The sequence below is a fragment of the Burkholderia stagnalis genome (assembly GCF_039848545.1).
GTDB classification, from domain to species: Bacteria; Pseudomonadota; Gammaproteobacteria; order Burkholderiales; family Burkholderiaceae; genus Burkholderia; species Burkholderia stagnalis.
On record NZ_CP156685.1, the window covers coordinates 2255213 to 2270007 of the forward strand.

Below are 14795 nucleotides of genomic sequence, written 5' to 3' on the forward strand. Positions count from 1 at the left end.
CGCAGGCAGTCGATCGAGCGCCTGCGCTGACGGCGGCCGTGTCAGAACCGCATCGTCGCGACGAGTTCCGCCGCGCGCGACGGACCGAGCAGCCACTGCTCGCCGCCATTCGACGTCGTCACCGCGTAGGTGCGATTCGCGAGATTGCGCAGGTACAGCGCGAAATCGGTGCGCGACGTCGCCTGCCACCGCAGCGACGCATCGAACACCGTATACGACGGAATCGACACGCGATTCGCGTCGTCGCCATACGTGGGCCCGACATAGCGCACGCCGGCGTTCGCCTGCCAGCGCTCGGCGAACGCCCAGCCGAGCCACAGGTTCGCCGTCTGCTGCGGCACGTTGGACGGCACGTTGCCCGCTCGGGAATGCGCGACGCCGCCGACCGTCTGGTCGAATGCGTCGTAACGCGCGCGCAGCAGCGCGACGTTCGCGTCGACCGTCACGCCGCGCGGCAGCCGCGCCCCGCCCGTCAGCTCGACGCCGCGCGACGACTGCCGGCCGACCTGCTGGCGCAGCGCGGGATTGAACGGATCGGTGCTCAGGAGGTTGCGCTTCGTGATGTCGTAGACGGCGAACGTCCAGTACGCGCGGCCGTCGAAGAGCGTCTGCTTGACGCCCGCTTCCCACTGCTCGCCGGTCGCCAGCCGGAAGTTCGCCTGCGACGCGGACAGCGTCACGAGCGAGCCGAGCCCTTCCGCCCCCGTCGTGTACTGCGCATAGGCGGTGAGCGTCGGCGCGATTTCATAGACGAAGCCCGTGCGCCAGCCGAGATGCGCGAAATGCTTGTCGAAGCCGGCGCCCGTTGCCGCCTGCTCGCGGTGGTACGCGATGTGGTCGTAGCGCAGCCCGCTCACCCACGCGACGCGCGGCAGCACTTCGAGACGGTTCTCGGCAAACACGGCCGCCTGGCGCGTGCGGGTGCGGAACTGTGGCACCGTCGGGTCCGGGCTCGTGAATGCGCCGGGATCGAAGCCGTGCGCGTTCACCGTCGATTCGCCGCCGTACGGCGAATTGTTGATCCCTTCGAACGTGATCTGGTTGAACTCCGTGCCGACGACGAAGCGGTTCGCGCGGCCGAACAGCTGCCCGTCGACGCGCGCGCTCAGCCGGTCGCCCACCTGCCGCTGGTGATGGTGGAGTTCGAGGTAGTCGCCGCGCGTGACGCGACCGGTCGCGGCATCCAGCGCATACGCTTCCGCGTTGCGCCAGTGGCGATTGGACGTCAGGTAGTAGAACTGGTTGTCGATCGTCACGCCGGCGGCCGGCCGATAGGTGGCGGACAGCCGCGTCCACTGGTCGTAGTACGTGATCGTCGCGTCGCCGACGTTGTAGTTGACCTTGCGCAGCGTCGAATCGAGCACGCCGTTCGGGGCCGGCACGCCGAAGTACGTCGCCGGCATCTGGCGGCCGTAGTCGTAGTCGAGTGTCAGCGTGAGGCGCGGGCTCACGTCGAACTTCAGCGCGCCGCCGAACGCGGTCGTGTGCGTATCGGCCCGTTCGGCGAGGCCGTTTGCGCGCGCGTCGCTCACGTAGAAGCGGTACGACAGGCGCGGGCCGAGTGCGCCCGTCGTATCGAATGCGACGCGCTTCGCGCCGTCGGCGCCGATGCCCGCTTGCAGCGTGGTCTCGCGCGTGCGCTGCGGACGCTTCGGCACGACGTTCACGACGCCGCCGATCGCCCCTTCGCCATACAGCACCGACGCCGGGCCGCGCAGCACCTCGATGCGATCGACCGACCACGTATCGAACGGGAACGTGATCGTGCCCGCGGCCGGCAGCAGCCGGACGCCGTCGAGCAGCGTCATCACCGATTCCTGGCCGCCGAAGCCGCGCACGCTGAGCGCGGTGCCGCCGTTGCCGGGCGCGGCCGCGTTGGTGAAACCGGTCGCACGGGTGACGGCGTCGAGAACCGTGCGGTCGCCGCGCGCCTCGATCGCATCGGCCGTGACGGTTTCGACGCTGGCCGGCGTGTCGAGGCTCGCGAGACCGAGCCGCGAGCCGGTTTCGAGCGGTTGCGTGAGCGGATCAAAGGGGACGTTTCGTGCGGTGACGTTGATCGTCGGCAGCGCGTGCGGGTCGTCTCGTGCGGCGGCGGGTTCGGCAGGTTCGACGGCGAGCGCACCGGACGCCGCCATCGCACAGGTCAGCATCGTCGTGCATCGGCGTCGGGCTCGCGCGCTCCAGGCGGCGTTGCGCAGGTGCGGCCTCGCCTGCCGCCGTTCGCCTCGTGCCGGCGGTCGTTTCGTTTTCGTCACGTCTGGTCGATCTTCGTGTGGTTACCGTCGCGTGCCAGGGGTGCCACGAGGTCGGGGCACGCCGGGCGGCGACGCGGATCGGGGATGATATTTCATATCATCAGACGTTGTCAGGTGATTGTCAGGTCTCGGGCACGCGTGATCGAGATCGACAGGTTACGGCCGGGCAACCGTTCCTACTCCAGGCCGGCGTCGGCGCATCAATGCCCGCCCGGCGCCAGCAATTCGGCAATCAACGCGGCCGCGCCCGGCCACTCGCCATAACCGGAAGCCGGGTTCAGATGGCCGACCTCGCCAAGATCGACGAACCGGCTGCCCCACCCGGCCGCCAGCGCTTCCACGCGTTCGAACCGCGCCAGCGGATCGTTGCGGCTCGCGGCGACGAGGCTCGGAAACGGCAGTCGCTGCGTCGGCACGGGCGTCCAGCCGTGCGCGTCGAGCGCCTCCATCGTCGGATAGCCGTCCGGCATCGGCTCATCCAGATCGGCCGGCGTCGCGAGCAGCGCGCCTTGAATCGCGCGCGTCGCCTGTCGCGCCCAGTGCACGGTGATCATCACGCCCGCGCTGTGCGCGACGAGGACCACCGGGCCGTCGATGGCCGCGAGCGCGGCATCGAGCGCCGCGACCCGCGCGGCGCGGCTGAGCTTGTCGCGTTCGAGCGGCGCGACCGAGCGCGCGTTCGGCAGGCGCCGTTCGAGATGGGTCTGCCAGTGGTCTTCGACGTGATCGCGCAAGCCGGGCACGATCAGGATGGTGGGCGTTTTCGCCAGGGTCATGCAGCCTCCAGGGGAACCAACGGAAATCAGGAATGAACGGACGCGCGCCGGCTACGTTCTGCGCGTGCGAGATCGGCCACATAGCTCGCGTGCCCGATCGAGAAGACCGCCGCGGCCGCGAGCGGCACGACGGGAATCCATTGCAGCGCGACACCGAGCCCCACGTGATCGGCGACCCAACCGGTCAGCAGCGGCCCGGGCGCCATGCCGAGCAGGTTGTTCGCGAGCGTGAGCGTCGCGAATGCCGACGCGTGGATCGCGGCGGGCGTCAGGTTCGCGACCATCGCGCCCGATGCGCCGGACGCGCCCGCGCCGACCAGCATCCCGACGCCGATCAGCGCGAGCTGCAGCGGCCCGGGCGGCAGCCGGAACGCGAGCGCGAGGCTGCCGCACGTCAGCAGGCAATAGGTGATCGCGGTCAGCCACTTGCGTGCGCCGTCGGCCTTGCCGATCCGGTCGGTGACGATCCCGCAGCCGACCATCCCGATGCCGGCGATCAGCACGAAGCCCGCCGCGAGCACCGCGGCCCGGTCGGGCGCCATCGCGTAGTCGCGGTTCAGGTAGCTCGGCAGCCACGCGAACAGCGCGCCCGGCACGAACAGGTGCAGCCCGCTGCCGATGTACGCGCAGATCACCGAGCGCGATGAAAACAGCCCCGTCATCAGCGCGCGCAGGCTGCCGCGCACGTCGCGCGGCGCGTCCGGGCCGCGCCGGCACGGCTCGGGCCGGCACGCGGCGAGCCGCCGCTCGGTGACGGCGCAGCGGTACGCGACCAGCAGCACGAGCCCGAGCGCGGCCATCACGCCGAACGACCAGCGCCAGCCGAGGTGCGCGCCGACCACGCCGCCGAGCGCCATCCCGAACACCGAGCCGAACGCACCGCCGGCCATGAACGCGCCGGTCAGCGTCGCGCGCAGATGCACCGGAAAGATGCTCAGGATCAGCGCGATGCCGACGCTGCCGTACGCGGCTTCGCCGAGCCCGACGAACCCGCGCGCGACGAGCATTTCCGCGTAGTGGGTCGACAGCGCGCAGCCGAGCGTCGCGACGCTCCACAGCGCAGCCATCAGCACGATGCTGCGCACGCGGCCGAAGCGGTCGGCGAGCACCGACAGCGGGAACGTCAGCACGCCGACCAGCAGCGCGACGATCCCGCTCAGCGAGCCGAGCTGCGTGTCGGTGAGCCCCCACGAGAGCTTGAGCAGCGGAAACACCGCGTTGAGCACCTGCCGCGACATGTAGTCGGACAGCAGCAGGCCGACGGTCAGCCCGAACACGAGCCATGCGTATGCGGGCGCGCGGCTGCGAACCTCGGCCACGCCCTGCATCGACGGCTCGACATGATGGATCAGCATGCGTGTCTCCTCCGGTGCCGCGCGCAGTGATGCGCTAGCGCGTCGGCACGGTTTGCGCGGCCCCGCTCCGTTCGCCGGAGTCCGCCCTGCGCAGCGCGCGCGGGGTGGGTGCCACGCACCGAATGTTCGGCGGACGGCGGCCGCAGCGGCCATCCGCCCGGATGTGCGCCGCGTCAGGCCGCGCGCAGCGGCACGTTCACCTGGCCCGGCCGGCGGTTCGGCGCCATGCCGAGCTGCGCGAGCGTCTCGTCGACGCCGTCGTACTGCACGCCGATCCGGTAGATCGCCTTCGCTTCCCGGCCGGTCGCGATCTCGCGGCCGAGTTCGCGCGCGATCCGCGCGCACTGCTCGACCTGCTGCACCGACGTCATCCGGTTGCCCTTCTGGTCGATGATCGTGTCCTCGATCCCGCAGCGCGGATGCAGCCCCATCGCCATCGCGATCGTGTTGATCGGCAGCACGTTCTTCATCAGCGATTCGAGCGTGATGCACGCGCCGTCCGGGCAGCGCCGCACGAACTCCATGAAGTTGTACGGGTTCGGGCCGTCGAAGCCGCCGCCGATGCCGACCCACGTGACGTTCAGCGGGCCGCGATAGACGCCGCGGCGGATCATCCGCTCGAGCGTTTCCAGCGAATGCATGCCGGTGAGCTGGAAATGCGGCTGGATGCCGGCCGCCTGCAGCCGGCGCAGGTGCTCCTCGACCCAGCCGGGGCCGGCCGGCACGGTCATCTCGCGATACGCCTCCCAGTACGCGGCTTCGTTCAGCGACGTGCCGGCGATGTCGCGGCGGTTCATCAGCTCGGTGATGTTCATCTGCACCGTGTTGATCGCGACCGTCACCTGGTCGGGCTTCGGGCTCAGCTCGGCGAGCATGTGGCGCGTGTCGTCGGACAGCCACTTCGCCTCCGCGCCGTCGCCTTCCGGCGCGAACGAGATCGAGCCGCCCACCTGCAGGATCATGTCGGGCACCGCGTCGCGCAGCCGGCCGAGCAGCTCGTTGAACTTCGACAGCCGCTTGCTGCCCTTGCCGTCCGCTTCGCGCACGTGCAGGTGCAGCACGGTGGCGCCCGCGTTGTAGCAGTCCACGGCCTTCTGCACGTGCTCGTCCATCGTCACCGGGATGTCTTCGGGGAAATCCGCCGGCATCCATTCGGGGCCGTACGGCGCGACCGTGATCACCACCTTGTCCTGGTTTTCCGGGTGCAGCGAATCGTCGAGAAATTGCATGTCGTCCTCCAGTTTGAATCGTTGTATGCGGGGGCTCAGAACGGCGCGTCGCCGACGATCCCCGCGCGTTCCATCCTGCGCACGCACGGCGGGTAGTCCATCACCGCGTAGTGCTGGGTGCTGCGGTTGTCCCAGAGCGCGACGCTGTTCTTCCGCCAGCGCCAGCGCACCTGGTATTCGGGGATCTGCGCCTGGCTGACCAGGTACTGCAGCAGCTGGCCCGCGCCCGGGTTTGCGTCCTGCCCGAAGCGCACGCGCTCGGGCGTATGGAAGTTCGTGAAGTGCGTCGTGAACGCATTCACGTACAGCACCTTCTCGCCCGTTTCGGGGTGCGTGCGCACGACCGGGTGCTCGGCGTCGGGGTACTGCGCCTTCAGCGCGAGCCGCTTGTCGATCGGCATCGCCGCGCCGAAGCTCGCCTCGATGCTGTGGCGCGCGCGCAGCCCGTCGATCTGCTGCTTCACGTGCGCGGGCAGGTTCTCGTAGGCGAGCACCATGTTCGCCCACAGCGTGTCGCCGCCGACCGGCGGGCACTCGACGCAGCGCAGCACGCAGCCGAATGGCGGCGCCACGCGCCAGCTCGCATCGCTGTGCCACGCGTTCTCGTAGCGGTCGTTCGGCTGGTCCGGCGACTTGTAGATCCGCACGAGGCCCGGATGCTCGGGATCGCTGCCGGCGACCGGGTGATCCTCCAGCTCGCCGAAGCGCCGCGCGAACGCGACGTGCTCGGCGCGCGTGATGTCCTGGTCGCGCAGGAACAGCACGCGGTGGGTCAGCAGCAGCGCGCGGATCTCGGCGAACAGGCCGTCGTCGTGCACGGCATCGGCGAGGCTGACGCCGTGCAGTTCCGCGCCGATCGCGCAGGTGAGCGGTTCGACTCGCATGGCCGCCTCCTCAGATCTCGAAGACCGACGAACCCGTGGTCCGGCCGCTCTCCAGGTCGCGATGCGCGCGCGCCGCGTCCTCGAGCGCGTAGCGCTGGTTGATCTCGATCCGGATCCGGCCGGCGGCGACATGGCCGAACAGCTCGCCCGCCAGTTCCGCCTTCTCGGCCGGATCGGCGATGTAGTCGGCGAGCGCCGGGCGCGTCAGGTAGAGCGACCCCTTCATCGCGAGCAATTGCGGATTGAACGGCGGAATCGGGCCCGACGCGGTACCGACGCACACCATCAGCCCGCGGCGCTTGAGCGCATTCAGCGACGCGTCGAAGGTGTCCTTGCCGACGCTGTCGAACACGACGTCGACGCCCCTGCCGTCGGTCAGTTCGCGCACGCGCTGCGCGATGTCCTCGCGGCGATGGACGATCACGTGGTCGCAGCCGTGCGCCCGCGCGATACCCGCCTTCGCGTCGCTCGATACCGTGCCGATCACGGTCAGGCCGAGCAGCTTCGCCCATTGCGACACGATCAGGCCGACGCCGCCGGCCGCCGCGTGCAGCAGGATGCTGTCGCCTGCCTTGAACGCGTGGATGCGGCGCAGCAGGTAGGCGGCGGTGAGGCCGCGCATCGTCATCGCGGCCGCCGTGTCGCACGCGATCGCGTCGGGCAGCCGGATCAGCGGCGCGGCCGGCACCAGGCGCTCGGTGCTGTACGCGCCGAGCGTGTCGAGGAAGCCCGTATAGGTCACGCGATCGCCGACCGCCACCTGCGTGACGCCCGCGCCGACGGCCTCGACCACGCCCGCCGCCTCGACGCCGATGCCGGACGGCAGCGGCACCGGATACAGGCCGCTGCGGAAATAGGTGTCGGCGAAATTCAGCCCGACCGCGGCGTGCTTCACGCGCACCTGGCCCGGCCCCGGCTCGCCCACCTCGACGGTTTCCCGGCGCAGCACTTCCGGGCCGCCCGTCTCGTGAAATCGCACTGCATGTGCCATGTCTGTCTCCGTGGTAGATCAGTCGGATGCGCGTCGCGCATCGTCGGTTTCGTTCGTATTCGCGTTCATGTCGGCGGGCGGGCCCGCATCGAGGGCCGCCCAGTCGGCGTCGCTCAGGTAGCGCCGCGCGGCCGGGAAGATCACGCCCTCCTTGCGTCCCATCTGTTCGAAGACGCCGCGTGCATAGCGCGCGAGCGCCGCATCGAACGCAGCGGCCCCGGCCTGCGGCGGCACGTCCTCCGCCATGCCCGCCAGTGCATCGAGTGCCTGCGCGTCGCGCCGCTGCTGGCGCGCCAGTTCGTCCAGCTCCGCAGCGACGCACTCGGTGCGCGCGCGCAGCATCGCGAACAACTGCGCCTCCGTGACGTCGCCGCGATCGGGCCGTTGCTTGCCGGCGAGATCCGCGAGCACGCGCCGCACGGCGGCCGCGCGCTGCTCGGGTTCGCCCGTTGCGGCACCGGCTCGCATCAGCGCATGCAGCAGCGCGGCGACCGCGCGATGCGCGTCGAGACAACGGGCGATCACGCGCGCCGCCGCCGGCTTCGAGGCCGCACACACGAGCACCGGCACGGCGCTCGTCGCGAGCAGGTCGCGCCGCCGCGCGCCCGCCGCCGCGTCGGCGCTGCCCGGCAGTGCGGCCACGCAGATCAGGTCGCAGCCGCGGCGGCCGGCCAGTTCGTCGAGCGTCGCGTCGTGCGCGGGCGCAATCGCATGCGACACCCCCTGCGCGCGGGCGGCCGCTTCCACTTTGGCACCCTGCTCCGCGGCCTGCGCTCCGGGTAAATACGGGCCCGGCGCGGCGCCGGCCAGCACGAACGTGATGCGCGCGCCGATCGCGCGGGCCAGTTCGAGCGCATGGCCCACCGCGTCGATGCCGCCGGGCGCGCACTCGACCGTCACGAGCAGGTGGCGATACATCGCGCGGCTCACCCGGCGCGCGGCACGCCGGCCGGCGTGGCGGTGAAGTCTGTCGGCATGGCATGCTCCTCGTGCTTGTGTCGGAACCCATGCTATCGACACGGCGCGGTGCCGGCCCCACTCGCGACGGGGGGGATTGACGCGCGCGGCGGGTTCGGCCGATCCTTCCCCCACGATCCACACCGGACGCCGGCCCTGCCCGGCTGCCGACCTGCTCCCCCGATGGCCCACCCTGCGACCCGCGACGACACCGCCCCCACCGAGCTGGTACTGAAGACGACCGCGCCGCGCGTATCCGCGCAGCTTGTCGCGCGCGCACGGCTGAGCCTGTCGGCGGCAGGTTTCGGCGATCGTCAGGTGACGCTCGTGCAGGCGCCGGCCGGCTACGGCAAGACGTCGCTGCTCGCGCAATGGCGCCGCGAATACCTGGCGCTCGGCCATGCGGTCGTCTGGCTGTCGGCGGACGAGCGCGACGACGCGCCGCGCCTGCTGCAAGGGCTCGTGCAGGCCGTGCGCACCGGCTGCGCGCGCCCCGGCTTCGGCCGCCTGATCGCGAGCGGCGCGCTGGACGCGGCGCGCGCGCTCGAAGGCGTGACCGCGTGGCTCGCCGAGGTCGCGCAGCTGTCGATCGATGCGCTGCTGATCGTCGACGAAGCCGAGCGGCTGCCCGCCGCCGGCCTCGACGCGCTGACCTACGTGCTGCACAACGCGCCGCAGAACCTGCGCGTCGTGGTGGCCGCGCGGCGCGGGCTCGACCAGGCCGCCGGCGACCTGCTCGCGGGCGGGCAATGCACGCTGGTCGGCGCCGACTGGTTGAGGTTCACGCTCGACGAGACGATCGCGCTGGTGACCGGCCGCTTCGCGCAGCGGGTCGACGCCGACGCGTGCGCGCGCCTGTTCGAGCTTGTCGACGGCTGGCCGCTCGGGCTGCAGCTCGCGATGGCGGCGATGGCGCGCGCGGCCGACCCGCGCCAGGCCGTCGATGCGCTCGCCGCGCGCGCGGGCGGCACCCGCGACCGGCTCGTCGAGCTGCTGCTCGCGAACCTGTCGGCGGACGACACGGCGTTCCTCACGCGCATCAGCATCGTCGACCTGCTGCACCCGGCGCTGTGCGACGCATTGCTCGGCAGCGGCGACGCGCCCGCGCGCCTCGCCCGGCTCGCGCGCGACACGCCGCTGTTCATCGCGTCGGATGACAGCGACTGGTGCCGGCTGCATCCGCTCGTGCGCGACGCGCTGCGCGACCGCCTCGCGGCGTGGCCGGACGCGGAGCGCGACGGCCTGCACGCGCGCGCGGCCGACTGGCTCGACGCTCACGGGATGACCGGCGAGGCCGCGCGGCACGCGTATGCGGCCGGCCGGCTCGACACGGCCTATGCGCTGGCGCGGCGCTGCCTCGAGGATGCGCTGAAGGCCGGCCGCATCAACGACGTGCTCGACTGGCTCGAACGGCTGCCCGACGCCGAGCTCGACCAGCGCCCGCCGCTGCGGATCGCCGTGGCGTGGGCGCTCGCGCTCGGCGAGCGTCACGTCGAGGCGCAGCGGCAGATCGACGGCATCCTCGCCGCGCCCGACACGCCGAGCGCGATGCGTTACGAATGCGCGCTGATCCTGAGCGCGGCCGCGTATTACGCGGACGAGATCGACCGCTTCGTCGAGCTGTTCGAGCCGTGGGCCGCATTCGTGCCGCCCGCCGCGTCATGGCTTGCACAGATGCACGCCAACCGGCTGTCGGCGCGCGCGATCATCCTCGGCGAGCCCGCGCAGGCGCGGCGTTTCCAGCAAGGCGCGCCGCGCGGCGAAACCGCGGCCGGGTTCGGCTACGTCGCGCGCTGGGGCGAGCTGATCGCGGGCTTCAGCTACCTGTCCGAAGGGCAGCCGCAGCTGGCCGACGACGTGCTCGCCCCGGCGCTGGCCCGCGCCGAAGCGGACCTCGGCCGCCGCCATCCGCTCACCTGCATGTTCGCGGCGCTGTGCGCGGCGATCGCGTACGAGTCGGACCGGGTCGACCAGGCCGCCGCGCTGCTCGCGAACCGGCTCGACGTGCTCGAGCATTCGGGCATTCCGGATACGGTGCTGCTCGGCTACTGCACCGCCGCGCGCATCGCGCTGCTGCGCGGCGTCGAGCATCGCGCGATCGACCTGCTCGAAGCGCTGGACGCGATGGGCGTCGCGCGGCGGCTGCCGCGCCTGTCGGTCGCGAGCCTCGCCGAGCAGGTGCGGATACATGCGGCGCGTTACCGCGAGGCGACCTGCCATGCGCTGGTCGAGCGGATCGACGCGATCGCGGCCGCCGCGTTTCCCGCGCACGGGCCGCTGTGGCGGCGGCCGGTGGTGCTGCTGCAGGCCACCGCGCATGCCGGGGCCGCGCTCGCGGCCCGCCGCTGGGACGACGCCGGCGCGGCGCTCGACGAGGCCGCCGTGCTCGCGCGCGAGATGAACGTCGGCCGCGCGCGCATCGAGATCATGGCGCTGAAGGCGTTCGCGCTCGAGCAGTCGGGCCGCGACGGCCGCGCGCTGCTGGTCGAGGCGATCAACCTCGCCGACGTGTTCCGTCTCACGCGCACGCTCGCCGACACGCACCCGGCCGTCGCCGACTGGGTGCGGCGCGTCGGCGACGAGGACGCCGCGCTCGCCGGCCACGCGCAGCATGCGTTGCCGACGCCGCGCATCGTGCCGCCGGCGCCCCGCGCGGCGGCCGGGCCGCGCGCGGTGCCGAGCGTCGTGCTGACGCCGAAGGAGCGCGCGATCCTCGAGCTGCTGGCGCGGAACCTGTCGAACAAGGAGATCGCGGTGGCGCTCGCCGTCGGCGAGGAAACCGTGAAGTGGCACCTGAAGAACCTGTTCGGCAAGCTCGATGCGAGCTCGCGCAAGCACGCGGTGCGCCGCGCGCTCGTGCTCGGGCTGCTGGAAAGCGCGTCCTAGCACCTCCCCGCCTCATTTCGCTTCTCCGAAACCCTGCCCCCCGCGCGTGGGGGGGAATGCCCGTCCGTCGTTGCGTAGTCTTTCCCGCATGACGCAACAGGATGTCGCCCGCGACGTCCGCCCGACGGAGCCGTCCCATGCCGCACTTCGAGTCCTTCGCTGATTCCGCTGATTCCGCTGATTCCGCTGATTCCGCTGATTCCGCTGATTCCGCTGATTCCGTGCGCCGCATCGACGGGTGCCGGTTGCGTGCCGCCTGACACGTTTCATGCATCGCCCCGGGCGGGCTCGATCCCGTCCGGAGATAACACGATCCCTGGAGACTTTCGATGAAGACGAAACTGGCCGCGCTCGCCGCGCTTGCCGCCTGTTCGGCGGGCGCGCACGCGCAATCCTCCGTGACGCTGTACGGCGTGATCGACACCGGCCTGCTGTACCAGAGCACGTCGGCCGCGTCGTTCAGCCCGAACGCGCCGAACACCGGCAAGGTGTTCCGGATGAAGGACGGCGGCATCTATTCGAGCTTCTGGGGAATCAAGGGGCGCGAGGACATCGGCGGCGGCTACGCGATCAACTTCAAGCTGCAGGGCTCGTTCGACAGCGGCACCGGCCGGCTGCAGCTGAGCGACACGCCGGGCGCGGTCGCGATTTTCAACCAGGTGGCGTCGGTGGGCGTGTCGGGGCCGTTCGGGACGTTCAACGCGGGGCGGCAGATCGTGCCGATGATCTATGCGATGGCCGACACGGACGTGCGCAATGCGCAGTTCTTCGGCAGCATCCTGACCGCATGGCTCGGGATCAATACCGCGGCCGGGTGGCCCGGCACGAGCACCAACGGCGCGATCGGCGCGCTGTATGACAGCAATGCGCTCGTTTATCAGTCGCCGATGTTCGGCGGCGTGTCGGTTGCGCTCGAGTTCGCGCCGGGCGGCGTCGCCGGGCAATTTCAGGGGGGCACGCGCGAGTCGGTCGTGCTCAAGTATGCGAACTACGGGCTGAACTTGGCGGCGGTTTACTACAACGGCCATGATGCGAATCCGGCGCCGGGGTCGACGCCGACCGGTGTGAACAACAACCGGTTCATGTACGTCGGCGCGAAGTACACGCGTGATGCGTTCTCGGTGTCCGCGTCGTATGCGAACGGCAAGAATCCCGCGCATTCGGATCGGGCGAACTTCGACATGATGTCGGCAGGCGTTGGGTATCGCTTCACGCCCGCATTGCAGATGACGTCGGCCGTGTATTACCTGAAGGACCGCAATCGCTCGGCGAACAAGTCGACGTCGATCGTGCTCGGGGCTGATTACAGCCTGTCAAAGCGCACGATGGTCTATGCGCAGGTCGGTCATGTGAACAACCGAGGCACGATGGATCAGATGCTCGTGTATGGGCAGCCGGTTGCGCCGGCGGTGGGGACGACGGCGGCGATGATTGGGTTAAGGCACAACTTTTGACGGAGGTGTCCGGCGGTGACGCGTCGACCGCCGTATTTCGACGCCGGATTGCCGACCATCGATGCAATACCGACACACATGGATGTCGCTCACCACCCCTTCTCTGCCGCTCACCCAGGGCGCTTCCAGGCTGAAGTGAGAGGAACAACGGCCCTCGATGAGATTCAAAGCCGTTCGTTGAACGTCCAGTGCCTCAAACGCGACTGCTTGCGCGCGCCTGATCCAATTCAAAATGGAGAATCGGCAGAAACGCCGTCCTTGATAAATGGGGCACTGAGCTGCAAGCCGGTTTCAGTTGAATACCACCAAGCGCTCGTAGCGACCCACATGGGCCGCGTCGTTGGACGAAAAATGGCATGCACCGCATCAATTTGAGACAGCATCTGCAATGACGCCTGTCAGCCATTGTCGGGATACGATACCTGCGGCCCTACGATGCCAGCCCACGGCCACATCAAACCGCAGCGGCAGAGCCTTCATGTCGATTACCTGAAAATCGCCAGTCGATGCAATCGCCGAGGGCACAAACGCCACGGCATCGTTGACGGACATGAATGCCTGCAATGACGTATAGCACGGCATTGTCGCAACGACTCGGCGTTTTATATTCCTGGCGTCAAGAAAGTCGCCTATGCGATTTCCAAGGTTTCCGGGGCTGCTCGAAAAATCGACATGCGGGAATCGCGAAGTGTCCTCAAGGCAGCTAATTTTGTCGGTTAGCGATGAATTTGTCCCCACTACGCAGCAATAATGGTCCTGTCTAAGTTTTGTGCGAATTAATCCATCATCAACGTAATCCGAAAACCCAATTACCAGGTCGGCCTCACCATTTGCGAGTGTCTGGAAATGTTGCGACGGATTGAAGTCTATAATGTCAAGCCTGATCTTTGGCGCAAGCCTGGCGAGCTTCAGCGATAGTTTGGGGATGATCGAAAGTTGTGAATACTCGTTAGCTATAATCGTGAAGACCTGTTCGCTTGCAAGCGGGTCAAAAGGAAAATCGCCGAATATGGCGTCAACGTCATCGATGATTTTCTCAATCTTCGCTGCCAACTCGTAGGCGTATTCGGTCGGCTGCAAGCCCGCACTCAGGCGCAGAAATAGTTCTTGAGGGAAAATCTCCCGCATACGTTTCAGGTATGCGCTCACCGCTTGCTGGGAAATATCCAGCTTACGGGCCACCTTTGATACGTTTCTTTCTCGGACTAGATGCAGCAAGACGCGCATGTGCCGGATGTCCAGCTTTTCCACCATGATGCGTTGTATCTCATACAATAAGATGATGATATGAATTGTATCATTGCGCGCCTAGAATTGGGTTTTCGGCAAATCGACGATTAAGGCGACGACATGAAAACGGTCATCCTCATTGGCGCCCAAGGAAAAATGGGCCAAGCTGCACTGACAGGGCTTAAGAACCACAAGCTCATTACCGCTAGCCGTTCTGGTGAAGGCTGTGACTATATGGTGGATATTACTAGGAAAGATTCGATCAAGGCGCTTTTTGAAGTGGTCGGCCATTTCGACGCCGTCGTCAATACCGCGGGGTATTGCGAATATGCTAATTTCAGCGAAATGACGGATGAGCAGTGGGATGTCACTATCAAAAGTAAACTGCTCGGCCAAATCAATCTGGTGAATGTGGGCCTGAACTACATTAACGATGGCGGCTCGTTCACCCTGATCTCCGGCATTCTTAACCTGAAACCTATTCCTCTGGCAATCGCTGATGCGACTACCAGCGGTGCCATTGACACCTTCGTACAATGCGTTGCGCACGAGCTTCCCCGTGGCATCCGCATTAACGTTGTAAATCCGACAGTTCTGGAAGAAGCGTGGGATGTTTACGGCGAAATGATGCCGGGCTTCCAGCCTGTGCCGAGCACGCTGGTTGGTAAGGCATTCGAGCGGTCCGTGGACGGCTTTATCACGGGGAAAGTGCTGGTCGTGGACGCATAATACTGTCCCGGCCTATGATGAAACGCCAGGAAACGGCGGCCGGCCT

The 14795-nt window shown here is 68.4% G+C and carries 11 protein-coding genes; 3 read left to right on the forward strand and 8 right to left on the reverse strand.

The genetic code is table 11. The features are described 5' to 3' along the window. Positions 1-41 precede the first annotated feature (41 nt). The 7 genes from ABFO07_RS10490 to ABFO07_RS10520 all read right to left on the reverse strand — a co-directional run bounded on the left by ABFO07_RS10490 (position 42) and on the right by ABFO07_RS10520 (position 8411). Positions 42-2153 (reverse strand): TonB-dependent receptor, encoded by a 2112-nt coding sequence (locus tag ABFO07_RS10490; RefSeq protein ID WP_330996151.1) that lies wholly within the window; start codon positions 2151-2153, stop codon positions 42-44. 305 nt (positions 2154-2458) lie between these two features. Further along, on the reverse strand, positions 2459-3034 hold the full coding sequence (locus ABFO07_RS10495) for an RBBP9/YdeN family alpha/beta hydrolase (RefSeq protein WP_060147979.1): 576 nt from the start codon (positions 3032-3034) through the stop codon (positions 2459-2461). A 26-nt stretch (positions 3035-3060) separates the two neighbouring features. Beyond that, complete coding sequence (locus ABFO07_RS10500) at positions 3061-4389, reverse strand: MFS transporter (RefSeq protein WP_347467116.1); 1329 nt, start codon at positions 4387-4389, stop codon at positions 3061-3063. 173 nt (positions 4390-4562) lie between these two features. Continuing rightward, positions 4563-5618, reverse strand: coding sequence for a 3-keto-5-aminohexanoate cleavage protein (locus tag ABFO07_RS10505; RefSeq protein WP_059988244.1), 1056 nt, complete (start codon positions 5616-5618; stop codon positions 4563-4565). A gap of 35 nt (positions 5619-5653) precedes the next feature. Then, positions 5654-6502 (reverse strand): TauD/TfdA dioxygenase family protein, encoded by an 849-nt coding sequence (locus ABFO07_RS10510; RefSeq protein ID WP_059560750.1) that lies wholly within the window; start codon positions 6500-6502, stop codon positions 5654-5656. A gap of 10 nt (positions 6503-6512) precedes the next feature. Then, complete coding sequence (locus ABFO07_RS10515) at positions 6513-7493, reverse strand: quinone oxidoreductase family protein (protein ID WP_124489973.1); 981 nt, start codon at positions 7491-7493, stop codon at positions 6513-6515. Positions 7494-7511: 18 nt separating this feature from the next. Beyond that, entirely contained in the window at positions 7512-8411 is a 900-nt protein-coding gene (locus tag ABFO07_RS10520; RefSeq protein ID WP_347467119.1) for a hemerythrin domain-containing protein, read from the reverse strand. Between the two features lie 222 nt (positions 8412-8633). On the opposite strand from ABFO07_RS10520, the gene ABFO07_RS10525 reads away from it, so the two are divergent. Further along, on the forward strand, positions 8634-11336 hold the full coding sequence (locus tag ABFO07_RS10525) for a helix-turn-helix transcriptional regulator (protein ID WP_347467121.1): 2703 nt from the start codon (positions 8634-8636) through the stop codon (positions 11334-11336). A gap of 329 nt (positions 11337-11665) precedes the next feature. Next, positions 11666-12790: a porin gene (locus ABFO07_RS10530; RefSeq protein WP_347467123.1), complete on the forward strand. Its 1125-nt coding sequence runs from the start codon at positions 11666-11668 to the stop codon at positions 12788-12790. Between the two features lie 366 nt (positions 12791-13156). Here ABFO07_RS10530 and ABFO07_RS10535 read toward each other — a convergent pair whose 3' ends face one another. Further along, positions 13157-14044, reverse strand: coding sequence for a LysR family transcriptional regulator (locus tag ABFO07_RS10535; protein WP_347467125.1), 888 nt, complete (start codon positions 14042-14044; stop codon positions 13157-13159). Between the two features lie 96 nt (positions 14045-14140). On the opposite strand from ABFO07_RS10535, the gene ABFO07_RS10540 reads away from it, so the two are divergent. Beyond that, the gene (locus ABFO07_RS10540; RefSeq protein ID WP_322228178.1) at positions 14141-14749 is read left to right on the forward strand and encodes a short chain dehydrogenase; all 609 of its coding nucleotides are present in this window, start codon (positions 14141-14143) and stop codon (positions 14747-14749) included. The last annotated feature ends 46 nt before the right edge of the window (positions 14750-14795 follow it).

Coding starts and splice junctions, on each gene's coding strand:
- ABFO07_RS10490 (WP_330996151.1), bottom strand. CDS start 2,153: ATGCTGACCTGTGCGATGGCGGCGTCCGGTGCGCTCGCCGTCGAACCT.
- ABFO07_RS10495 (WP_060147979.1), bottom strand. CDS start 3,034: ATGACCCTGGCGAAAACGCCCACCATCCTGATCGTGCCCGGCTTGCGC.
- ABFO07_RS10500 (WP_347467116.1), bottom strand. CDS start 4,389: ATGCTGATCCATCATGTCGAGCCGTCGATGCAGGGCGTGGCCGAGGTT.
- ABFO07_RS10505 (WP_059988244.1), bottom strand. CDS start 5,618: ATGCAATTTCTCGACGATTCGCTGCACCCGGAAAACCAGGACAAGGTG.
- ABFO07_RS10510 (WP_059560750.1), bottom strand. CDS start 6,502: ATGCGAGTCGAACCGCTCACCTGCGCGATCGGCGCGGAACTGCACGGC.
- ABFO07_RS10515 (WP_124489973.1), bottom strand. CDS start 7,493: ATGGCACATGCAGTGCGATTTCACGAGACGGGCGGCCCGGAAGTGCTG.
- ABFO07_RS10520 (WP_347467119.1), bottom strand. CDS start 8,411: ATGTATCGCCACCTGCTCGTGACGGTCGAGTGCGCGCCCGGCGGCATC.
- ABFO07_RS10525 (WP_347467121.1), top strand. CDS start 8,634: ATGGCCCACCCTGCGACCCGCGACGACACCGCCCCCACCGAGCTGGTA.
- ABFO07_RS10530 (WP_347467123.1), top strand. CDS start 11,666: ATGAAGACGAAACTGGCCGCGCTCGCCGCGCTTGCCGCCTGTTCGGCG.
- ABFO07_RS10535 (WP_347467125.1), bottom strand. CDS start 14,044: ATGGTGGAAAAGCTGGACATCCGGCACATGCGCGTCTTGCTGCATCTA.
- ABFO07_RS10540 (WP_322228178.1), top strand. CDS start 14,141: ATGAAAACGGTCATCCTCATTGGCGCCCAAGGAAAAATGGGCCAAGCT.